25 protein-coding genes are annotated in these 21,974 nt (G+C 67.1%); 11 read left to right on the forward strand and 14 right to left on the reverse strand.

Annotated features, from left to right (window positions below; translation table 11 throughout):
* Positions 1 to 122: 122 nt before the first annotated feature.
* On the forward strand, positions 123 to 656 hold the full coding sequence (ahpD, locus tag BM333_RS03000; RefSeq protein ID WP_092307119.1) for an alkylhydroperoxidase, AhpD family: 534 nt from the start codon (positions 123 to 125) through the stop codon (positions 654 to 656).
* Between the two features lie 2 nt (positions 657 to 658).
* Here the strand turns inward: ahpD and BM333_RS03005 are convergent, their stop codons facing one another.
* The gene (locus BM333_RS03005; protein ID WP_092307121.1) at positions 659 to 1,177 is read right to left on the reverse strand and encodes an SRPBCC family protein; all 519 of its coding nucleotides are present in this window, start codon (positions 1,175 to 1,177) and stop codon (positions 659 to 661) included.
* Between the two features lie 59 nt (positions 1,178 to 1,236).
* Positions 1,237 to 2,088, reverse strand: a complete 852-nt coding sequence (locus BM333_RS03010) for a glutamate racemase (RefSeq protein WP_092307123.1) — start codon at positions 2,086 to 2,088, stop codon at positions 1,237 to 1,239.
* Positions 2,089 to 2,216: 128 nt separating this feature from the next.
* Between BM333_RS03010 and BM333_RS03015 the strand changes: the two genes are divergently transcribed.
* Positions 2,217 to 4,394 (forward strand): M3 family metallopeptidase, encoded by a 2,178-nt coding sequence (locus tag BM333_RS03015; protein ID WP_092307125.1) that lies wholly within the window; start codon positions 2,217 to 2,219, stop codon positions 4,392 to 4,394.
* Between the two features lie 115 nt (positions 4,395 to 4,509).
* Here BM333_RS03015 and BM333_RS03020 read toward each other — a convergent pair whose 3' ends face one another.
* Together BM333_RS03020 and BM333_RS03025 are read right to left on the reverse strand one after the other, a co-directional pair.
* Entirely contained in the window at positions 4,510 to 4,830 is a 321-nt protein-coding gene (locus tag BM333_RS03020; protein ID WP_092307128.1) for a UrcA family protein, read from the reverse strand.
* A 178-nt stretch (positions 4,831 to 5,008) separates the two neighbouring features.
* Positions 5,009 to 5,311, reverse strand: a complete 303-nt coding sequence (locus tag BM333_RS03025; RefSeq protein WP_177221779.1) for a UrcA family protein — start codon at positions 5,309 to 5,311, stop codon at positions 5,009 to 5,011.
* Between the two features lie 332 nt (positions 5,312 to 5,643).
* Between BM333_RS03025 and ffh the strand changes: the two genes are divergently transcribed.
* From ffh to BM333_RS03050, 5 genes are all read left to right on the forward strand, one after another.
* A complete protein-coding gene (gene ffh / locus BM333_RS03030) occupies positions 5,644 to 7,173 on the forward strand; it encodes a signal recognition particle protein (RefSeq protein WP_092307133.1) in 1,530 nt (509 codons plus the stop codon).
* A gap of 19 nt (positions 7,174 to 7,192) precedes the next feature.
* Positions 7,193 to 7,759 (forward strand): 30S ribosomal protein S16, encoded by a 567-nt coding sequence (rpsP, locus tag BM333_RS03035; RefSeq protein ID WP_092307136.1) that lies wholly within the window; start codon positions 7,193 to 7,195, stop codon positions 7,757 to 7,759.
* Between the two features lie 91 nt (positions 7,760 to 7,850).
* Entirely contained in the window at positions 7,851 to 8,375 is a 525-nt protein-coding gene (rimM, locus tag BM333_RS03040; RefSeq protein ID WP_425425112.1) for a ribosome maturation factor RimM, read from the forward strand.
* A gap of 51 nt (positions 8,376 to 8,426) precedes the next feature.
* Positions 8,427 to 8,816, forward strand: coding sequence for a DUF3597 domain-containing protein (locus BM333_RS03045; RefSeq protein ID WP_092307140.1), 390 nt, complete (start codon positions 8,427 to 8,429; stop codon positions 8,814 to 8,816).
* A 16-nt stretch (positions 8,817 to 8,832) separates the two neighbouring features.
* Complete coding sequence (locus BM333_RS03050; RefSeq protein WP_092307143.1) at positions 8,833 to 9,042, forward strand: KTSC domain-containing protein; 210 nt, start codon at positions 8,833 to 8,835, stop codon at positions 9,040 to 9,042.
* 3 nt (positions 9,043 to 9,045) lie between these two features.
* On the opposite strand, the gene BM333_RS03055 is transcribed toward BM333_RS03050, so the two are convergent.
* Positions 9,046 to 9,840 (reverse strand): enoyl-ACP reductase FabI, encoded by a 795-nt coding sequence (locus BM333_RS03055; protein ID WP_177221792.1) that lies wholly within the window; start codon positions 9,838 to 9,840, stop codon positions 9,046 to 9,048.
* A 27-nt stretch (positions 9,841 to 9,867) separates the two neighbouring features.
* On the reverse strand, positions 9,868 to 11,220 hold the full coding sequence (locus tag BM333_RS03060) for a cation:proton antiporter (protein WP_245777117.1): 1,353 nt from the start codon (positions 11,218 to 11,220) through the stop codon (positions 9,868 to 9,870).
* 143 nt (positions 11,221 to 11,363) lie between these two features.
* Here BM333_RS03060 and BM333_RS03065 point away from each other — a divergent pair, with 143 nt between their 5' ends.
* Positions 11,364 to 11,558 (forward strand): hypothetical protein, encoded by a 195-nt coding sequence (locus tag BM333_RS03065; RefSeq protein ID WP_092307147.1) that lies wholly within the window; start codon positions 11,364 to 11,366, stop codon positions 11,556 to 11,558.
* A 24-nt stretch (positions 11,559 to 11,582) separates the two neighbouring features.
* Here BM333_RS03065 and BM333_RS03070 read toward each other — a convergent pair whose 3' ends face one another.
* Positions 11,583 to 12,788 (reverse strand): hypothetical protein, encoded by a 1,206-nt coding sequence (locus tag BM333_RS03070; RefSeq protein WP_092307149.1) that lies wholly within the window; start codon positions 12,786 to 12,788, stop codon positions 11,583 to 11,585.
* A 522-nt stretch (positions 12,789 to 13,310) separates the two neighbouring features.
* Here BM333_RS03070 and BM333_RS03075 point away from each other — a divergent pair.
* Positions 13,311 to 13,601, forward strand: a complete 291-nt coding sequence (locus tag BM333_RS03075; RefSeq protein ID WP_092307151.1) for a hypothetical protein — start codon at positions 13,311 to 13,313, stop codon at positions 13,599 to 13,601.
* A 437-nt stretch (positions 13,602 to 14,038) separates the two neighbouring features.
* Here BM333_RS03075 and BM333_RS03085 read toward each other — a convergent pair whose 3' ends face one another.
* Positions 14,039 to 14,521 carry a DUF4142 domain-containing protein gene (locus tag BM333_RS03085; RefSeq protein ID WP_177221780.1) on the reverse strand — a complete coding sequence of 161 codons (483 nt, stop codon included), beginning with the start codon at positions 14,519 to 14,521 and terminating at the stop codon, positions 14,039 to 14,041.
* Between the two features lie 177 nt (positions 14,522 to 14,698).
* Between BM333_RS03085 and BM333_RS03090 the strand changes: the two genes are divergently transcribed.
* The gene (locus tag BM333_RS03090) at positions 14,699 to 15,361 is read left to right on the forward strand and encodes a hypothetical protein (protein ID WP_245777118.1); all 663 of its coding nucleotides are present in this window, start codon (positions 14,699 to 14,701) and stop codon (positions 15,359 to 15,361) included.
* 196 nt (positions 15,362 to 15,557) lie between these two features.
* Here the strand turns inward: BM333_RS03090 and BM333_RS15575 are convergent, their stop codons facing one another.
* From BM333_RS15575 to BM333_RS03100, 3 genes are all read right to left on the reverse strand, one after another.
* Positions 15,558 to 16,028, reverse strand: coding sequence for a TetR/AcrR family transcriptional regulator (locus tag BM333_RS15575; RefSeq protein WP_143105750.1), 471 nt, complete (start codon positions 16,026 to 16,028; stop codon positions 15,558 to 15,560).
* Positions 16,029 to 16,136: 108 nt separating this feature from the next.
* Positions 16,137 to 16,724 carry an acyloxyacyl hydrolase gene (locus BM333_RS03095; RefSeq protein WP_092307157.1) on the reverse strand — a complete coding sequence of 196 codons (588 nt, stop codon included), beginning with the start codon at positions 16,722 to 16,724 and terminating at the stop codon, positions 16,137 to 16,139.
* A gap of 11 nt (positions 16,725 to 16,735) precedes the next feature.
* Positions 16,736 to 17,938 (reverse strand): patatin-like phospholipase family protein, encoded by a 1,203-nt coding sequence (locus BM333_RS03100; protein ID WP_092307159.1) that lies wholly within the window; start codon positions 17,936 to 17,938, stop codon positions 16,736 to 16,738.
* Positions 17,939 to 18,022: 84 nt separating this feature from the next.
* On the opposite strand from BM333_RS03100, the gene BM333_RS03105 reads away from it, so the two are divergent.
* Positions 18,023 to 18,706 carry a TetR/AcrR family transcriptional regulator gene (locus BM333_RS03105; RefSeq protein WP_177221781.1) on the forward strand — a complete coding sequence of 228 codons (684 nt, stop codon included), beginning with the start codon at positions 18,023 to 18,025 and terminating at the stop codon, positions 18,704 to 18,706.
* Positions 18,707 to 18,711: 5 nt separating this feature from the next.
* On the opposite strand, the gene BM333_RS03110 is transcribed toward BM333_RS03105, so the two are convergent.
* The 3 genes from BM333_RS03110 to BM333_RS03120 are packed head-to-tail and all read right to left on the reverse strand — an operon-like array spanning position 18,712 to position 21,918.
* Entirely contained in the window at positions 18,712 to 20,379 is a 1,668-nt protein-coding gene (locus BM333_RS03110; RefSeq protein WP_092307164.1) for a DHA2 family efflux MFS transporter permease subunit, read from the reverse strand.
* Complete coding sequence (locus BM333_RS03115; protein WP_092307166.1) at positions 20,366 to 21,490, reverse strand: HlyD family secretion protein; 1,125 nt, start codon at positions 21,488 to 21,490, stop codon at positions 20,366 to 20,368. Before BM333_RS03115 ends, BM333_RS03110 begins: the two co-directional genes overlap by 14 nt.
* Positions 21,487 to 21,918 (reverse strand): MarR family transcriptional regulator, encoded by a 432-nt coding sequence (locus BM333_RS03120; protein ID WP_092307168.1) that lies wholly within the window; start codon positions 21,916 to 21,918, stop codon positions 21,487 to 21,489. The genes BM333_RS03115 and BM333_RS03120 overlap by 4 nt, the downstream gene beginning before the upstream one ends.
* Positions 21,919 to 21,974: the final 56 nt, after the last annotated feature.

The raw sequence follows: 21,974 nt of genomic DNA on the forward strand, positions 1-21,974 counted from the left end.
AGCGCCAAGGTCCTCACTGACAGGCGGCGGCGAGAGTCGCCGCCTGTTTTGTATCTGGAGTGCGCCGACGCCCGGCTCGCGGAGCCACGCGGCATGAGCGCACGTGCTTTGAAGGATTCCCCATGTCGATCGACGCCCTGCGCGACCTTCTTCCGGCCTACGCCAAGGACATCTCGCTGAACCTGTCCTCGCTGGCCAACGAGACGGTGCTCAACGACCAGCAGAAGTGGGGCTGCTTCCTCGCCTCCGCCCACGCCATCGGGATCGCGCCGGTCGTGAAGGCCGTCGAGGCGCAGGCCGCCACGGTGCTGACGCCCGAGGCGATGACCGCGGCCAAGGCCGCGGCCGCCATCATGGGCATGAACAACATCTACTACCGCTCGCTGCACCTGATGAAGAACCAGGAGTACACGACCCTGCCGGCGCGGCTGCGCATGAACGTGCTGGCCAATCCGGGCGTGACGAAGATGGACTTCGAGCTGTGGTCGACGGCGGTGTCGGCGATCAACGGCTGCGGCGCCTGCATGGACGCCCACGAGGGCGAGCTGCGCAAGCACGGCGTGGCCAACACCCAGGTGCAGGCGGCGCTGCGCATCGCGTCGGTGGTTCACGCCGCCAGCCGGATCATCGCTTCGGAGGCGGCGCTGGCGGGCTGACCTCAGTTGCGGTCGAGGTAATCTGCGAGGCGGCCGAATTGTTCGGTCATGACGCCGTCGACGGGATCGGCCAGGGCGCCCGCGCCCGGCCCGGTCACGACGAAGGTCCACTTCAGCTGTCGGGCGCCGCCGCCGTCCGCTTCGGGCCAGGTCATGGTCAGGACGGCGTCGGCGCCGATGCCCTGTAGCGGACCGAACGGCGCGTCGAAGCGGACCATCCGCTGCCCGGGCCAGACCAGCACCGCCTCGCCGTGCTTCACCCCGCCGCCCGGAAGCGTCTCGCACCAGCATCCGCCGGGGCGCAGGTCGACGCTGATGTTCGAGGCGGCGCCGGAGTAGGTGTGCGCGTCGCTCCACCAGTCGGCGGGGCGGCCGATCGCCTCGAGAACCCCTTCGGGCGAGGCCGCGACGGTGCGCTCGTAGGTCAGGGTGAAGCTGTCGGCGGTGCGGCTGGCGATCTCGGCCGAGACCGGGCCGGCGGTCAGCAGCAGCGAGGCGGCGGCGAGCGCAAATGGTTTCATAAGGGCGACCTCCAGCGACTATCCGGGACCCTCGGCCGGCCTCGCGTCAAGCGCGTCGTTCAGGCCGCCGCGAACGTCAGGGGCTCGCCCCAGAACTGGCTGACCAGTTCCGACTGCGGGCCCGGCCGGCCGGTGGTCAGGAAGTCGCGCCGGCCGGAGCCGCCCAGCTCGTATTCCGGGTGCCGTTCGAAGTAGCGGTCCAGCGCATCCGCCACGGCGGCCGGCTGATGGATGATCGGCGTGCCCGGCGGCAGGGCGGCGGCGAAGACGTCGGCGACGATCTCGTAGTGGGTGCAGCCGAGGATGGCCTTGTCCGGATGGCGTCCGATGCGGCGACGCAGGGCGTCGACGTGGTCCTGCACCACGACCCGCAGCTCCTCGGCCGGCGCGCCCAGTTCGATCAACCCGGCCAGGCCGGGGCAGGCTTCGGAGAAGACGGCCAGGTCCTCACGCCGCTTGTCGATCTCGATCTCGTAGACCCGGCTCATGGCCGTGGCCGCGGTGCAGAAGACGCCGATGACGTCGATCGCCTCCACCTTCTCGCCATGGCGTTCGGCCTCGTAGGACCACGGCAGGCCGGTGGCCGCCTCGATGGTCGGGACGATGATGCCGAGGATGTTGACCGGCCGGCCGTAGCGCTCGCGCAGCGAGGGCGCCCAGGTCTGCTGCAGGCGGCGCAGGGCGATCGCGGAGGCGGTGTTGCAGGCCAGCACGATGACGCTGGCGCCGGCCTCGAACAGGCGTTCGCAGCCGGCCCGGGTCAGGTCGACGATCTCCTCGCCCGCGCGGCCGCCGTAGGGGGCGTTGGCCTGGTCGGCGAGGTAGACGAAGTCCCGCTCCGGAAAGCGGCGGGTCAGTTCGCGGTGGACCGTCAGCCCGCCCACGCCGGAGTCGAAAACGCCAATGGCCATGGCGCGCGCTTTAGACGCACGACCGTCCGGCGTCCACCGGCGAAGATTACGGCCGGTTCAGGTGACAGTCAGGCGCCGGAGGGCATAGGGTCCGGCCACCGGAACGTTCGGCAGGCACGGAGCTTCACATGCACAGACGACACCTACTCATCGCCGGAGGGAGCTTCATGGCCCTGTCGGGCTGCGCCGCGAACGGCATGGACATGGGCATGGGCGGGACCGGACAGACGCCGGCCTCGCTGGCCGAGGACGCCCGCATCGGCCGCGCCGTGCTGCCGGCGCAGACGCCGCGCGCGGAGCTGCTGCAGCCGTGGACCGGGCCCTACCAGGGCGTGCCGCCGTGGGACAAGGTGACCGCGCCGAAGCTGCGCGAGGCGATCCTCGAGGGCATCGAGCTCCAGCGCGCCGAGATCGCGGCCATCGCCAACCAGGCCGACGATCCGACGTTCGCCAACACCCTGGTCCCCTATCAGATGGCCGGGGAGCCGCTGGACCGCGCCAGCAGCATCTTCGGGGTGATGACCCAGAACATCGGCTCGGACGACTACCAGGCGGTGGACACCGAGGTTTCGCCCCTGCTGTCCGCCGCCGGCGACGAGATCATCTTCAACGAGGCGCTGTTCGCGCGTATCCGCGCCGTGGCCGACAACGCCGGGCGGATGGGGCTGACGCCGGAGCAGACCCGCTACGCCGAGCGCACCCGCGACGCCTTCGTGCGCAACGGCGCGGCGCTGGACGCCGCCGGCAAGGCCGAACTGGGCCGGATCAACACCGCCCTGTCGAACGCCTTCACCTCGTTCTCGCAGAAGGTGGTCAACGACGAGAAGACCTGGACGGTCATCCCGACCGAGGCCGGCATGGCCGGCATGCCTGAGTCGAACAAGGCCGCCGCCGCAGCCGCCGCCCGGGCGCGCAATCTCGACGGCTGGGTGATCGTCAACACCCGCTCCAGCGTGGATCCCTTCCTGACCTTCGCCGACGACCGCGACCTGCGCGAGCAGGTCTGGCGGAAGTTCGTCAACCGGGGCGATAACGGCGATGCGAACGACACCAATGCGATCATCGCCGAGATCGTGAAGCTGCGCGCCGAGCGGGCCAAGCTGCTGGGCTTCCCGCACCATGCGGCGTGGCGGATGCAGGACACCATGGCCAGGACGCCGGAAGCGGCCATGGACCTGATGATGCGGGTCTGGGCGCCGGCCAAGGCGCGGGTCGCCGAGGAGGTGGCTGACATGCGCGCCATCGCCGGCCACGACATCGAGCCCTGGGACTACCTGTACTACGCCGAGAAGGTCCGGAAGCAGAAGTACGACCTCGACCAGAACGAGCTGAAGCCGTACTTCGAGCTCAACAACGTCCGCGCCGGCTCGTTCGAGATGGCGCGGCGGCTGTACGGCTTCACCTTCGAGCGCCTGCCGCAGGGAACCGTGCCGGTCTGGCATCCGGACGTGGTGGTCTACGAGGTCAAGGACCACGGCCAGCACGCCGGCCTCTACTACGCCGACGACTACGCCCGTCCGGGCAAGCGCTCGGGCGCGTGGATGACCAGCTACCGCGGCTACTCGACCTACGACGGGGTCAAGAACGTGCTGGCCTCGAACAACAACAACTTCATCAAGGCCGAGGGCGACGCTCCGGTGCTGATCTCGCTGGACGACGCCGAGACGCTGTTCCACGAGTTCGGCCACGCGCTGCACTACCTGTCGTACCGGATCACCTATCCGGGGCTCGGCGGCACGCCGCGCGACTACGTCGAGTATCCGTCGCAGGTGCACGAGCACTGGGTGCTGAGCCGGCCGATCCTCGACGGCTACATGAAGCACGTCGAGACCGGCCAGCCGATGCCGCAGACGCTGGTCGACAAGGTCGAGGCCTCGCAGACCTTCAACCAGGGCTACGCCACGGTCAGCTACCTGTCCTCGGCCCTGGTCGACATGGACCTGCACACCCGCGCCGATCCGCCGACCGATCCGGACGCCTTCGAGCGCGAGAGCCTGGAACGCTACGGCATGCCGAAGGAGATCGTGATGCGGCACCGCCTGCCGCAGTTCAATCACCTGTTCACCTCGGACGCCTACTCGGCCGGGTACTATTCGTACCTGTGGTCGGAGGTGATGGACGCCGACACCTGGGCCTATTTCGAGGAGTCGGGCGACGTGTTCAATCCGGACATCGCCGCCCGCTACAAGGCCATCATCCTGTCCGAGGGCAACTCGTCGGACCGCGGCGAGGCCTACCGCCGCTTCCGCGGCCGCGATCCGGACGTCGCCGCCCTGCTCAAGGTGCGGGGCTTCCCGACCAACTGATGCGACAGGGCCCGCGGAGCGGTCCGCGGGCCCTTCTGCAAGCGATACTTTCCGGCGAGGACAAGCGGGCCACGCCGGGGGGGACCGGCGATACCGGCGTGACAGCCGATATGGCTCACGCCGGCCAGGCGGGGCTGACCATGGCCAGGACCCGCTCGCCGCGGCGGGCGCGGGCGTAGTCGTCCTGGCGGGCCGCCGGCAGCTGACGCACGATCTCGCGCTGCACGATCTTCACGCAGGTGGTGTCGACCATGCCCGACGGGCCGCGGCGGCAGGCGTCGCGAGCGGCCTCGGCGGCGCGCGCGTCGAAGGCGGCGGCGCCGGCGCCGGTGGACAGGTCCAGGTCGGCGAAGGGCACGCGCAGGGTGTCCTGGGCGGCGGCGGGGGCGGCGTACAGCAGCACGGCGCCGGCGAGGGAAAGCAGGGTCCGGGTCATCGGAGAGGCTCCAGGCCGCGGGATTGCGGCACAAGCCACATGATTGGCGGGTGTGACGTTCGCCAGACCGGAACCGCGACAAAACGGCGAATAGAGCCCGAGAACTGTACAGCTACACAGAAGCACAGCTTATGACGACGGGGGCTGCTGAGGTCGCGGCCCCCGTCCCCCCGGGCGATCAGGCCTCGACCATCGGCAGGCGGCTGAGCGCATACTCGACCTGGGCCGTGCCGGGCAGCTGGCGGATGGCCTCGTTGCGGAAGGCGGACAGGCAGAAGGCGTGATCGCCGATGCGGCTGCCGGGCCGACGCGCGTCGCGGCACATGCGGCGGGCGGCGGCGTCGAGGCGGGCGTCGAAGGCGGCGGCGCCGGCGGCGGTCGACAGGTCGAGGTCGTCCCAGCGGATGCGCGTCTCCTGGGCGGAGACGGCGCCGGCGGCGGCGAGGGTCAGGACGGCGGCGAGAGAAGCGAGGGTTTTCACGGCGATCTCCTTGGCGGGATGCGGTCGCTCGGGGCGGCGACGGTTCCGGATACGGCCACGCTGTTGCAGCCGCGTGTGCCTTCCGCGGCGAAATAGCGACGGCGCATGAATTCGCCGAAAGCTGAACGGTGATCACCCGGCGGCCGTCCCCGCCTTGTCTTCGCCGGGGTTTTCCGCCATAAGCCGCCGCTTCCGGCGCAAGTGAACCCTGCGTCTCCACCTGCACGACCCCGGCCCGGCCGGACGAGGCAGGCGAGAACCCCCCGTCGACGTGATCGTCCACGGGGGTCGTCGTCGTATGGAGCCGCGGGACCGCGCATGAAAGGGTTTGGATGTTCGAGGCTCTGAACGAGCGGCTGACAGGCGTCTTCGACCGGATCACCGGCCGCGGCGCCCTGTCCGAGAAGGACGTGGCCGAGGCCATGCGCGAGGTGCGCGTCGCCCTGCTCGAGGCCGACGTCGCCCTGCCGGTCGTCAAGGACTTCATCGCCTTCGCCACCGAGCGCGCCACCGGCGAGGAGGTGATCCGCTCGGTCAAGCCGGCCGACCAGGTGGTCAAGATCGTCTACGACGGCCTGGTCGAGATGCTGGGCGGCGAGGAGCCGGTCCCGCTGAACACGAACGCCACGCCGCCGGCCGTGGTGCTGATGGCCGGCCTGCAGGGCTCGGGCAAGACGACCACCTCCGCCAAGCTGGCGCTGCGGCTGACGAAGTTCGACCGCAAGAAGGTGATGATGGCCTCGCTGGACACCCGGCGTCCGGCGGCCATGGAGCAGCTCGAAACCCTCGGCAGGCAGATCGAGGTCGCCACCCTGCCGATCGTCAAGGGCGAGTCGGCGGTCCAGATCACCAAGCGGGCCCTGTCGTCGGCGAAGCTGCAGGGCTTCGATGTCCTGATCCTCGACACCGCCGGCCGGATCACCCTCGACGAGGCGCTGATGGCCGAGGTGGCCGAGGTCGCCGCCGTGGCGAGGCCGGTCGAAACCCTGCTCGTGGCCGACAGCCTGACCGGCCAGGACGCGGTGCGCACCGCACGCGCCTTCCACGAGCGCCTGCCGCTGACCGGACTGATCCTGACCCGCGCCGACGGCGACGGGCGTGGCGGGGCCATGCTGTCGATGCGGGCCGTCACCGGCCTGCCGATCAAATACCTCGGCGCGGGCGAGAAGGTCGACCAGCTGGAGGTGTTCGACGCCCGGCGCGTGGCCGGCCGCATCCTCGGCCAGGGCGACATCGTGGCGCTGGTCGAGAAGGCCAGCCAGGAGCTCGACCAGGCGAAGGCCGAGAAGATGGCGAGGAAGCTGGCAAAGGGCCAGTTCGACCTCGACGACCTGATGGGCCAACTGCAGCAGATGAAGCGCATGGGCGGCCTGCAGGGCATCATGGGCCTGCTGCCCGGTGTGGCCAAGATGAAGGCCCAGATGGCCGACGCCAATATCGACGACCGGATGATCGGCCGCCAGGAGGCGATCATCAGCTCGATGACCAAGGCCGAGCGCAAGAAGCCCGACCTGCTGAACGCCAGCCGCAAGCGGCGCATCGCCGCCGGCGCCGGCGTCGAGGTCCAGGACGTCAACCGCCTGCTCAAGCAGCACCGCCAGATGGCCGACACGGTCAAGGCGCTGTCCCGCGGCGGGCCGAAGAAGATGCAGCAGATGGCGGCCATGCTGGGCGGCGTCGGCGGCGGAATGGGCGGACCGGACATGGCCCGCCTGAAGGCGATGGGCGGAGGCAAGATGGCCGAACCCAGCGCCGAGGAGATGAAAGCCCTCCAGGACCGGCTCGCCGGCCTGGGTGGCGGACAGATGCCCAACCTGCCGGGCGGCCTTCCGGGGCTGCCGGGCTTCCCCAAGAAGAACTGACTACCGAAAGAGACCTGAAATGCTGAAGATTCGTCTGGCCCGCGGCGGCGCCAAGAAGCGCCCGTACTACTACATCGTCGTCGCCGACTCCCACTCGCCGCGTGACGGCAAGTTCATCGAGCGCGTCGGCAGCTACAACCCGATGCTGCCGCGCGACGGTGAGCAGAAGCGCGTCGTCCTGAAGACCGACCGCATCGCCGAGTGGCTGGGCAAGGGCGCCCAGCCGACCGACCGCGTCGCTCGCTTCCTGTCGCAGGACGAGGCGCTGGCCGACAAGGTGAAGTGGACCCAGGGCAACAACCCGAAGAAGGCCGAGCCGGGCAAGAAGGCCCAGGAGCGCGCCGCCGAGCGCGCCCAGCGCGAGGCCGACCGTCTGGAAGCCGAGGCCGCGGCCAAGGCTGAAGCGGCCGAAGCCGCCGCCCGCGCCAAGGAAGAGGCCGCCGCCGCCAAGGCCGCCGCTGACGCCGCTCCGGCCGAAGAGGCTCCGGCTGCTGAAGCCGCCGCTGAAGAGGCTCCGGCCGCCGAAGCCGCCGCCGAGGAGGCCCCGGCCGCCGAAGAGGCGACCGAGGAGAAGGCCGAGGGCTGATCCCCTCGCCGGATCGAAACGAAAGGAAGGCGGCGTCCACCGGGCGCCGCCTTTCTGCTATCTGGCGGCAGGTTCAGACGCGGAGATGCGAGTGGCTGGGGAAAAGCTGGTGCTGGTCGGCCAGGTGGCCGGCGGGTTCGGGGTCAAGGGCGAGGTGCGGGTGACGGCCTACACCGCCGACCCCATGACCCTGCTCGACTATCGCGACCTGCTGCGCGCCGACGGCTCGCCGGGGCTGACCCTGCTGTCGGCGCGCCCTGACAAGAACGGCGTGGTCGGGCGGGCTAAGGAGATCGCCACCAAGGAGCAGGCCGACGCCCTGCGCGGGCTGAAGCTGTTCGTGCCCCGCGCCCGGCTGCCCGAGCCGGAGGAGGACGAGTTCTACCTGACCGACCTGATCGGGCTGGAGGCGCGCGATCCCGCGGACGTCGTGCTGGGCCGGGTCAAGTCGGTGCAGAATTTCGGAGCCTCGGACATGCTGGAGATCGCCCCGGCGGCCGGCGGACCGACCTGGTACCTGCCCTTCACCCGCGAGGCCGTGCCGGACCTGCACATCGCCGAGGGCTGGCTGCGCGCCGTGCGCCCGAACGAGGTCGACGAGCGCGAGCCGGACTGAACCCGGCCCCTGCCGAAGCGTTACGCCGGTCCAACAGAGGAAGGCGATCGCATGGGTATCTTCAGCTCGATCTGGGACCGCATCCGGGGACACCGGAAGGAGCAGGAGCCCGCCGCCGCGCCGGCTCCGCAGCCGACCGTGATCGCCACCGCGGCGCCCGCGCAGACGGCCCTGCCGCCGGTCGACGTCGAGGCGGTGCTGCAGTCGATGGCGGAGATAGAGGGCGAGGCGGCGGCCGGCAACTGGCGCACCTCGATCGTCGACCTGCTCAAGCTGCTGGGCCTCGACTCCAGCCTCGAGGCGCGCAAGCAGCTGGCCGAGGAGCTGAACGTCCACGCCGGCCCGCACGGCTCGGCCGAGCAGAACATCGCCCTGTCGAAGGCGGTGTGGCGCAAGCTGGCCGAGAACGGCGGCCTGGTGCCCGACTCGCTCAGGGACTGAGGCGGAGGCGGCGGCCATGCCCTCCAGCGTCATCCGCCGCTTCACCTACGACGAACCGCACCGCCGCCTGCGCGTGGTGTTCACCTCGGGCGACGTCTACGACTACGAGGCCGTGCCGCCGGAAGTGGTCGCCGACTTCCGCAACGCCTTCTCGAAGGGCCGCTTCTTCGGCCCGAACATCCGCGACCGGTATCGCTACCGACGGGTGGAGCGGGCGGCCCGCTGAGGCCTATTCCTCCCCGTCCGGCAGGCCCATCATGTGGAAGCCGGCGTCCACGTGGATGACCTCGCCGGTGGTCGACAGGCCGAGGTCCGAGCACAGCCACAGGGCGCAGCCGGCCACGCCCTCCATCGAGGTGTCCTCCTTCATCGCCGACATGGCCCGGCCCTGGGCGATCATGCCGCGGCCGCCCGAGATGCCCGCCAGCGACAGGGTGCGCATGGCCCCGGCCGAGATGGCGTTGACGCGGATGCCCTTCGGCCCGAGGTCGCGGGCGATGTAGCGGGTCGCCGCCTCCAGCGCCGCCTTGGCCACGCCCATGGTGTTGTAGTTGGGGATGGCGCGCTCGGAGCCGAGGTAGGTCATGGTGATCATGGCGCCGCCGTTCGGCATCAGCTTCGAGGCGCGGCGGGCCACGTCGACGAAGCTGAAGGCCGAGATGTTCATGGCCAGCAGGAAGCTGTCGCGGGTGGTGTTGTCGACGAAGGAGCCCTGCAGCTCGTTCTTGTTGGCGAAGGCCACCGAGTGGACGACGAAGTCCAGCGTGCCGAATTCCTTTTCCAACTCGGCGAAGGCGGCGTCCATCGAGGCGTCGTCGGTGACGTCGGCCTGGATCAGCAGCTTCGCGCCGACGCTCTCGGCCAGCGGGCGCACGCGGCGCTCCAGCCCCTCGCCGAGATAGGTGAAGGCCAGCTCGGCGCCCTGGGCCGCCAGCTGCGAGGCGATGCCCCAGGCGATGGAGTTGGAGTTCGCCACCCCCATGATCAGGCCCTTCTTGCCCTTCATGAGGTCGCCCGTGGGCATGTTCCAGCCGCTCTCGCTCGCCATGGTTCAGTCTCCGTCCTTCGAGGCGGGAGGGTTAGCAGGGGCGGCGCCCTCGGGGAAGGCCGCGGCGGTGGTCTCGCGGCGGCGGTTCAGGCGCTGCAGCAGGGGCGTGGCGGTGACGCCGTGCACCACGATCGACAGCAGGATGATGAAGCCGACCACGGCCCACAGCCGCTCGCTGTCGCCGAAGTCGCCGTGATTGATGCCGTAGGCCAGATAGTAGACCGAGCCGACGCCGCGGATGCCGAGGAAGGCCAGCAGCAGGCGCTCGCGCAGCGGCTGGCCCGAACCGACCATGGCCAGCAGCCCCGCCGCCGGGCGGACGAGGAAGACGACGGCGAGGCCGACGAGGGCGTCCGTCCAGGTCAGGCTGGACAGCAGGCCGTTGGCCAGGGCGCCGCCGAACAGGACCAGCAGCAGCATCATCAGCAGCCGTTCGATCTGGTCGGAGAAGTCGTGCATTTCCTGATGGAAGTGGTGGTCGCGCTCCGAGCCGCGGATCATCACGGCGCAGACGAAGACGGCGAGGAAGCCGTAGCCGTGGACCATCTCGGTGACCGAATACGCGATCAGGGTGGCGGCGAGGGCGATCAGGCCGTCGGCCAGACTGGACAGGCCGCGGCGGCTGCGGAACAGCAGATAGCCGAGCGCCTTGCCGATCAGCAGCCCGGACCCCAGCCCGGCCAGCAGCTTCCAGCCGACCTTGATGCTGAACCAGTCGACCAGGCCGCCCTGGGTCGCCAGCCCGCCGGCGGCGGCGAGAATGGCGAGATGGACGAAGGGAAAGGCCAGGGCGTCGTTCAGCCCGGCCTCGGAGGTCAGACCGAAGCGGACCTCGTCCTCGTCGCCGGAGCTGGGGGGGCCGCACTGGACGTCGGAGGCCAGCACCGGATCCGTCGGCGCCATGCTGGCCCCGAAGAGCAGGGCCATGGCCAGGCTGAAGCCGAGGCCGGCCCAGCCGAGCCAGGCGACGGCGGCGATGGTGAGGGGCATGGCGATCGCGAGCAGCCGCCACGTCGTCGACCACCTGCGCCAGCCGGGAACCCGGTCGATCTTCAACCCCGCTCCCATCAGGCTGATGATCACCACCAGCTCGGTCAGCCGCTCGGTGGCGGTGTCCCAGGTGCGTGGATCTGGGTCGAAAGCCAGGAGGCCGCTGGAGAAGACCAGCACGCCCAGGGCCACGCACAGGATGGCGAGCGTCAGCGGCAGCCGCTTCAGGCCGACCGGCGCCCAGGACACCAGCAGAACGACGCCGCCGAGGCCGAGCAGGAAGAGGATGTAGGGGTCGGCCAGAAGGGAACCTCGCGCTACGGCTTCAGGAGACCTGCCGCCGCGGCGGGGTCGAGGATACAGCAACGCCGGACGGCGCTCCAGGGATGCGCCGCGCGGGCACTGACACAGTTTGAAATTCAGGCCCCTCCGCCGCTGGGCCAGCCGTAGCAAGAATCTTGCGCCCGACATGACGGAGGCAACACCGCCTCTGTCTTCGGAGCACGGCAATGACAGGCCAAGACTACAAGATCGTCGTTCATAAGGGCGAGCGCACCATCACGATCGTCGTCGATCCCGATGTCGCGAACGACCGCTTCATCGGCCTCGTCGATGGTGTCGAGGTCGCCATCGCAGAAGACCCGTCCAAGGTCATGGCGATGCTGCTGTCGGAGTGGGGCAGACCATTAACGGCGCGTCGGTGACGACGCGCCGTTCGTCTGCCGCCTCTAGTGCTTCAGGTTGCTGCCGCCCTTGCCGCGTCCAGTGTCGAGGCGGTGATACGCGCCAAGGCAGATTTTGCAGACATCCACGTCGTCGGGCATGAAGTCGTAGGCGAGGTTCTGAGCGGCGTCGAAGGTTTCGCACTGGAATTTGTGAGAGTCGCCCCTCTTGCTCTGCCGGCCAGGGGTGTCGCGCAGATGCACGCAGGCGGTCAGGTGAATCTTGGCGTATTTCTGGTGCAGGCTGACCATGACGGTGTATTCGCCCGCCTGCTCGTCGCGGGGGGCTTTCAGGCGGATGATGTTCTCGTCATCAACGTGGCGGGCGGCCTCCAACTGACCGGCACGCCGGGCTGCCTTCTGAGCCGCCGCCCTTTCATCGACGAGGTCCATGAAGTTCTCCCAGGTCCAGCGGTCGTCATCGATGCCGGCCTCCATCGCCGGCGTCGTCTTGATCGTCATGTGGATGCGCTGGAAGTTGTAGTGATAGATGTAGAGCGCGAGCGCCCGCTTGAGATTGATCAGCGTTTTCGAGTGGAGCGCCGACTTGCGCGCGAACCGCCCAAGGTTCTGGCGCAGCTTCTGGAAGAAGCTTTCGATGTGATTGGTTGTGATCCAGTCCTCATCCGGGGTGCCGCTGCGAACGACGGGCGGGTGCATTTCACGCTTGGGACGCTTCTTGGGCCGGTAAGGCATTTTCACGCCGGTGTATTCCTCAACGACCAGTTGCTGCTCGTTGTCGTCCTGCTTTTTCACCGTCGCATAATCGATGTCGTCGCCGAACTCCGACCCGACCGCCTCGAAGTAGGCGCGGTGCGAGTCGGTCGTCAATTGGATGCGGCCAGCGCACCGCGCCTTCAGGTCGGCGATGAAAATCTTTGCGTCCGCGTTACCTCGACCGCCGACATGCCAGGCGACGATCAGCTTGCTGACGGGGTCGATAGCCATCCAAATCCAGAAGACGCCCTGCCCCTTGGGCGCGCGCATCTGGTTCTTCAACAGGGTCAGGCCCCGGATGCCGACAAAGGCGAACATCTCGTCGGCCTCGACATACCTGACAGGGAGATCACGCATCTTCTGGTCGAGGAAGTCGATGGCGGTATCGCCCGCGTCAGCAAGCAGCTTCAGGACCGTCACCTGGCTCGGGCGGCCAGACTGCCCCGTGTTACCGTCTTTGGTCCGCGCCAGCGCGTTGATGCCTTGGCGTTCCATCATATCCCGGAGGATCGCGGACCTCTTGCTGGTGCTGAGTTGGTTGACCATCGACAAGCGTATGCGTCAGGAGCCAAAAGCAGGTCAACGCTTGTCGATACGAGAAAACGAGAAATCTCGTAATATGTTGCTTTGGGGCAACGCTGTTATTTCCGTGTGCATCGATTAAAGTCGTCCTTAGGCTTCGTTCGGATAACCTACGGAAAATAATTAGAACTTCGAGGCTTAGGTCCTCCAGTGTCAAGATTTTTGACAGGATGTGTCAATAATCGCGACGTATAGACCTCAGTGGTGTCAACCATCGTGACATCATATTTGTTGAGATCGCGACAATCCGCCACATGAACAAAACAGCAACTTCGGAAAGTTGCTCGAACTGATCTTTAACCCACCCAGCCGATGGCGACGATTGGGGGGGCTTGACCAATACGACTATTCGACTAGGTTCAAAATATGGAAACGAGGATTGCGGTAGAGTCTCTTTCGGCACTGGGTCACGAGCCCAGGCTGGAGGTCTTTAAAATGCTGATCGACGCGGAGCCCGGCGGGATGAAGCCGACCGCAATGCTGGAGAAACTGAACAGTTCGACGCCGAACGCCAAGCTGCCGGCGAGCAGCCTGTCGTCGCATTTGTCGGTCCTCAAGAAAGCGCACCTGATAACAAGCGACCGGATCAGCCGTGAGATTCTCTACCGAGCCAACATGGCTCATGTGCAGAACCTGCTCTTGTTCCTAGTCGCCGACTGTTGTGGCGGCCAGAGGCACGTCTATGAACCCATGATCGCCAAGCTTTTCACCAAGCCACCGCCTTAGAAGACGAAATCATGGCTACCCGGACGCTGGCGGCCTTGGCTTCGGCCCGCGGGAAGACGATGGACCTAGCGGAACACAAGTCGGGAACGTTCGACAAACGCTGTTCGAACACATCCCAGCCGAAGGCTCAAGGAGGTTCCGTGAACTCCGGATGGGGATCAGGGGATCAAGCCAGGGCGCGTCCTATAATTGCACGATCATCGGCGCAGAGGCTCTCATCCCAGGAACGTCAAGGAGACCCCTCACTACCTGCACTTCATTCTGACGAAGAAGCAGCCGGATGAAACGCCTCACACCCTCCGCGCGGGTCGCCACCGACACGGTGACGCCGCCTTCGGAAATTCTGCTACCCTGGCCCCCCTCAGCCTCCGACACCGTCAGGTGGACACGTTCGGACGCGTGCGCCCGCACCCCTTTCACCCCGATCATCGACTTTTTCAGGCGCCCAGGGGCCGCAGCTTGTCACCCCCGAGGCGGCGGACTTGGTCTAGATGGTTTTGGGCCGAGAGGCTGGCTGCCTGGGCATGAGACTTCAGACGCGGATCGTCGGCGTGAAGCGAGAAAGTGGTGTGCAGCAGAGAGGAGTCGAGCAGCACGGTGATTTGCTGCGTCAACCAGAGCCGGTCACGCTCCCGCGGAGCGGCGGCTTCGAGATCGGCGACATAGGCGGCATGTGGGGCCGACAGGTGCGAGGGAGCCGCTGCCCCGCCGAGATCCGCCAGAAAGGTTGACTGAATCGCCAGCAACTGGACGTGTCGTGTCTCCAGACGGGTGGCCAGAGCCTTGATCTGAGGGTCCGGGGATCGGGCCTTGATCGCCTTTGCCGCCGCGAGGACATACAGGTCGTCGTAGCAGGCGGCGACAAGATATCCCTCGGGCGAATTGACGTCCCTGATCTCCGGGTCATTGGTGGCCGCCATCGGCGCCTCCAGAGGAACCGCTTCGACCGGTTCCGGAGCCCGTTTCTCCTGCTCGCAGGCCCCGACGCCCACCATAGCGCAAGCCATCAGCATCGTAATTTTCCGCACAGATTAGCCCACCACAAAGTGCCTTCAAGACGAAGACCCGAAAAAGCGCCTTCAAGACGAAGACCCGAAATGGAACGCTCGGGTACCCTGATGAGTTTCGTCAATGCCCTTGTCCGGGTGTCCTTCTCCCCGGCGCAGCGCGGTCGTCGGCCGCGCTGCGCTTCCCCTGCCGCGTCAGTTGTCTGGTTGAGGATCATCATGCTGCGAAAATCAATAGCAGCCCTTCTACTCGTCGCCCCGCTGGCGGCATGCAATGGCGGTATGTCCATTGACCGGGGGACGCAGACGTTCAGGGCGGGTGTCGGCGACGCCGCAGCGACACCGCTCGAAGATCTGAATGTGCGCCGCGACGTGATTCCGGCCGTTCTGACCGAAGCAGTCGCCCATCCCTATGAGCTTGCCGGCCTCAGCGGGTGCAGACTGATATCGGCCGAGGTCTCACGCTTGGATGAGGCGCTTGGACCCGATCTTGACGATCCTGAACGGGCGGGCGTCGAACGTACGGAAGACATCGCCGCCGGCGCCGCGCTGGACGTCGTTCGAGACACGGTGACGGACTTCATTCCCATGCGCAGCTGGGTCCGCCGTCTGTCCGGCGCGGAACAGCACAGCCGCCGGGTTCAGCAATCAATTCAGGCGGGGTTGGTGCGCCGATCGTTCCTCAAGGGCGTCGGCCTGCAAAGAAACTGCCGCCCGCCGGCCGCGCCGCTGGGCGTTCGCCCCCTGCGCTAAGGCTGGTTTTCCACCCGACGGTCGTTGGAGGCCCGCCCCCGTGGGCGGCCATGGTTTCTCGCGCCCGCACCCATACAGCTGTAGAGGTCGGTCAGCGGCGGTGCGGGCCTCCTTTGAGGCGTCGCTGATCTCGGCGGCGTCGAACAAGCCGGCGAGCATGCGCAGTTGGGTTCGGGTCACCGTCATGGCGCGAAACTCAGCGGCGGCCTCGTCCGGATCCGCGCCCATCAGGCGTTCCTGCTCTCATCTCCCGCTCGAGGAAGTCTCTGAGGCTGGACGTGCACGCTTCCGAGATTTCAGCGCAGATCGCATTCGGCAAGGTCTTGTCGTCGGGCAGGACCCGGCCCACGGCCCGGATCGCGCGGTGGTACCGGGCGGCGCCCACATGCCTCAAGGCGGATTCTGCATAGGCGGCCAAGGCGGTTCGGGTCTCCGATTGGGCGGGAAAGGTTTCAAACGGTTCCCGGAGCGCCGCCTCGCACCAGTTGAGAACCGCACGCCGCACGCCCTGCGCGCCGCCGAACTGGTTGTAAACGGTCTGGCGCGATACACGCGCCCGGCTGGCGACCGCAGCCAAGGAGGGCCTTGCGCCGCCCGCAACATCGATCGCCGCCTCAAGAATGACGTTGTGCTTGTCCCGGTCGATCGCTCCGCATTGTCGACTCAAGGTGGGGCCTCCGCCGATCAACTGGCCGCCCGAGGTCCAGGGCGCTCCGCGAGACGGGGCTCGCGCGCCACGGCGGAGTTGAAGATCCCGGGCAGTCATCCGACTCCGTCAGCGAAATCGGTAGGTCATCACCAGGCCGGCGGTATCGATCCCCTGGTTGCGTCCATCTCCCAGGACCTGTCCATGAGACAGATGCACCCACTGCACACCGATGCTGACGTCCCTTGAGACTTCCCAGTTGAGACCCAGGGCGCTGCGAAAGAGATCTCGTGAGCCCAGCAGAAGCCGGGACCGCGCCTCCACCGGATCGTCCGTATCCAGCACCCCGTCATGAACGGCGTAACCGAACTGAAACTCGCCGCTGACCCGGTCCGAGACGGCGCGGCGCCAGGAAAGCCCAACCGAAGCGAAATTCGTGTCGCCGTCGCTGTTCAGCGATCCGCTTATGTAGGCCCGGGGCCGGCCAACCGCATCGAGGACGGTGATGGGACGGCTCAGCAGCGCCATCTCAAGGTTTGCTCCGCCTTCGCGATCATCGGACCCCGGGTGAAGAACATCGTGCTGCATGACGGCGACCCGGATTTCGCGGGTGTCTTCCTGCGACCGGACCTCGCCTGCAAAGCCCAAGGCGGCCAGGCAGCCGATCGCCGCCGCCGACGGAACCCGTCGGGAATCTCTTCTCGTCTGCATGATCATGTTCCGTTGGGCTACCGGGCGTCGGGAGCCGGTTCGGCGGCCGGTTCAGCGTCCTGCGGGGAGGGCGGCTCAACCACTTCGGCATCCAGGGGGACCCAGCCACTGCCGCTCACGGCCCGGCGGCGCCCCTCTTCGAAGAGGGCTTTCATGGCGTCCTGATCAAAATCGAGGGCGGAAGCCTCAACCTCCTGCGGGATGGCGGCCACGCTGATGCGCATGCCGTTGCGGCGTGCGAACGCGCCTTGAGCCGCAAGGCTGGTTCGCAGAAGCGACTGGGTCATGCTCTGGTAGGATCGGGCGAAGACAGACGGCAGACTCCCGCGGGTCTGACGCCGACTGAGCCCCAGCTTTCCGTTGACGATGATGAAGAGTTCGCTGCCACGCCAGCCGGGCAGAGTTTCGCCGCTGAGGATCATGCCTTCTGGAACCCCGAGGAAGGGCGTGTTCACCCCGCCGTCAACGTGCAGCTCCTGCTGCACCGTCCCCGATTCGGTCACCCCCGCAATCAGGACCGGAGGGAAGACGCCCGGAATGCTGGCTGAGGCGAGCAGAACCTGACGGAACAGGCGAAGCGCGTTCTCGTCCCCGGCCTCGGCCAGAAGCCCCATGTCCCAGATCACGGTCTCGCCTGAATCCAGATTGGTCGTGGCGACGAGAAGCCTGCGTCCCTCTCGAGTCGCTTGCGCGATTTCCGTCAGCAGCGCTGGCGTGACGTGCTCTTCAACGAGCGCTTCCAGCGTTCGGGGACTGAACAGGCCGGGGGACAGAAATGCGGCGAAGCTTCGCCAGCTCAACAATCCCTCTGTATGGCCTTCGGAATAGGCTGCGGCGAGTTCGTCGTCCCAGTCCGAACCGAGGAAGGCGTAGGGTGCGGCGAGCGCGCCCGTACTCACGCCTGTAACGATGTCGAACTCGGGCCGGTCGCCGCGCTGGCTCCAGCCGACCAGCATGCCAGCGCCATAGGCCCCGTTTGCTCCACCTCCCGAGAGGGCGAGGATGGAGCGTCGCTGATCGCCGCGAGTGAGCCGTCTGCGGAAATCCTCGGCGATGCGGTCCAGGCGGGCTTGATCGTTAGGCAAAATCCTCGGGTCTTGCGTTGCGACCAGGCCGCGCTCCAGCTCGTGAAGCGCAATTTTCGGAGCACGGTCGACGGTCGCGCATGCACTGAGGATCAGAAGGCTGGATGCGATCAGGGCGATCCGGATCTGCTTCATACATCGTTCTCCAGTCGCGGTAATGCGCCGTACCGTTACCCTCGGAAACTCGCTCAACGAACTTGAGTTCCTTAAGGTATGAGGATGACTCGCCCTGTCCCACCCACGTCTCAGGCCGCACTCGATCGTGATCGAAAGGTTGGGCGTCCCACGCCCGAGGCGGCTGAGCTTATCGACCCGGACCTGCTGGCGGCGACATGGCGGATTTTCGTCGAACGCGGATACTCAAGGACCACCATCGAGGCGGTCGCCCGGCAGGCCCGCATGAGCAAGCGCACGATCTATCAACGGTATAGTTCCAAGGACCAGCTCGTTGAGGCCGCGATCCGAGCGGCGCTGGAACGCTGGCGTTCGCATGTTCGGGAAACCTTGACCAATACGGGTCCCGGCGCGGAGGACTGGCTGGACGAGTTCGTCGGTCGGTGCCTCGGAATCCTGGTCGCGTCGGAAGGGCGCGCCCTGATGGGGTTTCTGCTCACGGAAGATGAGACCTTCCAACCCGTTCGCGATACCGTTTTCGCGGCCGTCCGGCAAAGCATAGGGGTCTTCTCGGCGCTTTTGGCGCAGAGGGCCTCTGGCCTGTCGGCGGAGCTTGCGGAGGACGTCTCGCTCGCCGTGCTCGACGTGATGATCGGCTTCGCGACACGGCTCAACGCCCTGCAGCCCCAACTCGCGCACGAGGAGATCAGGGCGCGGGGTCCGCGGTTCACGGCCGTCGTGCGCTTCCTCGTGGAGGTTCGGGGCGGAGCGATTCCCAAGGCCGATTGAAACCGTCAGGCGGCGCCGCTCTTCCGCTGCGGCCCCGCATCGTCCGGCAGAATCGGTTCGAGCGCGAAGCCGGCCTCGATATCCCCTTCGGCCTCCATGGCGGTGGGAGGCGCCGCAGAAGGCTTTCGGTTCGTCTGCAGGGCGCGGTGAAGAATGTAGGTGGGCAGGAGTGCGCCGGCGAAAACGACCGCGGTGATCAGAAAGCCGTCGCGATAGGCGGCGGCCGCGGCCTGATAGACGACCGTCTGTCCCAGTAGCCAGCCCGAGGCCGCGGCCTGGTCCAGCCCGCCCACGCCCAGTTGGGCGATGGCCCGTCCTGCCCCCTGAACATAGGCAGTGGTCGCGACATTGTCCGAGGTCTGGGTTGCGGCGATGAGATCGCCATGGAAGGCGGTGCGCCGTTCCACAATGACTGCAAGCAGGCCGGTGCCCAGGGCGCCGCCGAGCTGTCGGGTGAAGTTCATCGCGCCTGACCCCTGGCTCAGAAGCTGCGGCGGCAAGACGGTCAGCGAACCAGCGCTGAGCGATGGAAAGACGAACCCCATGCCGACCCGGCTGATCACCGTCCACCAGGCCAGCGTCCAGAAGGCGGTGTCGACGCTGACATGCGAGAGGAGCCACGATGCGTAAGCGAAGATGGCCATGCCGAAACCGATCAGCACGCCCGGGGGCGCCATGTCGCTGAGTTTTCCGGCAAGGGGGAAGACGAAAACGAGGGCGAACCCCGCCGGCATGAGAAGAAGTCCGGCCTGCGTTGGCGTAAGATTCTGAATCTGCTGGACGAAAATGGGCAGTAGATAGGTTGAGCCGAACAGGCCCGCCCCCAGGACGAAACTGACGACACAGGCTGCGGCGAACGGCCCGTTGGAGAACAGTCGCAGATCGAGCATCGGATGAGGGGTTCGGTGTTCATGCCAGAGGAAGGCTCCACCGGCCGCGAGCGCCAGAGCGATCTCACCGATCACGATGTTGGAGTCCCATCCCAGCCGCTGGCCGCTCGAAATCGCCTGAAGCACCGACAGCAGGAACACGGAGAGATACAGGATCGCCGGCCAGTCGAGCCTTTGCCGCTCGAGGTCCGGGTTCCGGGACGGCAGGAACAGGTTGGCGAGGACGATGCCGACGACCCCGAACGGGATCCCCAGATAGAAGAGGAAGCGCCAATCGAAATTGTCCATCAGCACCCCGCCCACCCAGGGACCGAGGGCCGGCGCCAGCACCACGCCGATGCCGAAAATGCCCATCGCCGCTCCTCGCTGCTGCGGCGGGAAGACCTGGAACATCACCACCATGGCCAACGGCTGGACGAGGCCGGCGGCCAGGCCTTGGAGAATGCGGGAGATGACCAGAACCGTCTGATCGGGCGCGATGCCGCCGACAACCGATCCGAACAGGAACAGCGCCAAGGCCCCGATCATCGTCATCCGCTGACCGAAGGCGCGTTCGCACCACGCCGTCATCAGCATCGTCACCGTCATGGCGGCGAGAAAGCCCGTCGAGAGCCATTGGGCCTGGACCGAGTCGATGCCGAACTGGCCCATGATGGCGGGAATCGCGACATTGACGATCGTCGAAGACAGCACGACCGCGACGGCGGCGACCATCGCCGTCAGTGTGGCCAGCCAGCGATACCCTGGGCCGAAGCGGGCGAAAAAGGCGTCAGTCGACGACATCGATCGCCGCCTCGACCATCATGCCGGGCCTTAGCCGGCCTTGCTGCTGGACGATCTCGAGACGGACCGGGATGCGCTGCGTGACCTTGGTGAAATTCCCGCTGGGATTCGGGTTGGGCAACAGGGCGAACTGACTGGTCGCGGCCCCTCCCACGTACGACACCCGAGCTTCGAAGACTTCGCCCGGGTAGGCGTCGATCTTGATCCGGGCGGGCGCGCCGATGGAAATCTTGCGGACATCGGTCTCCTTGACGTTTGCGTCGATCCAGACCTGGGAAGGATTGTGATACATCAGCAGCCGCGTGCCTGCGGCGACGAACTCGCCCGGATCGACGAAGGTCTGATCGACGATCCCGTCGAACGCGGCGCGGATCTCACGACGACCGAGATCCAGGTTCTGCTGGCCGCGTTGAGCCCGTAGTCCCTCCTTTTGGGCCTCGAGGGCGGCGATCTGCGCCTCCAGCACCTCGACCTCGCTGGAGCCTTCGCGGGTGACGCCGACCTGGGCGCGCGACCCGGCGATCTGCGCCTCGGCCCGCGCCGCGTTTTGCTCGGCCGCGCGAAGCCGGGCCTGATCTTCGTCGAAACGGCTTTGGGCCACCAAGCCCCGCTCGAACAGGGTTCTGGACCGCTCGAAGGCGCTGCGCGCCGCCGCGACCTCCGCCTGGCGGGCCAGGGCATCCGCCTGGGCCGCTGAGACTCCGGCCGCCGACACGCCCATCTGCTCTCCGACCCGCCGCACTACCGCCGCCTGTTGCGCCCGGAGCTGGCTCTGCTGGGCCTCGATCCGCGCGATCTCCGCGTCGATCCGTTCGAGGGCCAGTCGGGAGTCCGCGGGATCAATCCGCGCCAGGAGTTGCCCGGCGCGGACCCGTTGACCCGCGCGGACCTGAAGATCAACCACCCGTCCCGAGACCTCGCTGCTGACGGCGACGACGTGAGCGCCAATGCGCGCGTCGTTGGTCGACACACTTCCCGCCCGCAGGTGAATCCAGCCGAAAACGAGTGCGACGACGGCCACGACGACGCCGACGAGGATGATCAGCCTGCGCCGCCCTGGTTTGGACTTTTCCTTCGGGGCGGAGGGGGCAGGCGAGGGAGCGTCGCTCATTTGTCGTCTAGTCTTTCGTTGATGTGCGCAATGACCCGGGTGGCGGTGGCCAGGTCGTCCCTGGACAATCCCCCGGTGATCTCGCGCCGGACCTGTTCGGCGATCTCCAGAATCGCATCCAGAACGGGCCCGGCGGCCTCTGTCAGATAGACAGCGTTGGTCCTTCGGTCTCCTTCGATCGCCTCGCGGCGAACAAGTCCGCGGCGTTCCAGGTCGTCCAGCTGACGGACGAGCGTGGGAGGCTCGATGCCGATGCGCGCCGCCAGATCTTTCTGGCTCAACATCCTGTCCGCTTTTTTGAGTTCAAGCAGCACATGCCAACGGGCCTGGGTCAGGTCGAGGTGCCTGAGGCGCTCGTCCAGACGCAGACGCCATTTGCGGCTTGCCAGGCCGATCGCGCGGCCGAGCGGGATGTCGGTGGTGGTCATTCCCGCCATATAGGTTGCAAATAAATAGCAGGCAAATCATATTGTCGACATGCATT

The sequence above is a fragment of the Brevundimonas viscosa genome, assembly GCF_900116065.1.
Classification (GTDB): Bacteria; Pseudomonadota; Alphaproteobacteria; order Caulobacterales; family Caulobacteraceae; genus Brevundimonas; species Brevundimonas viscosa.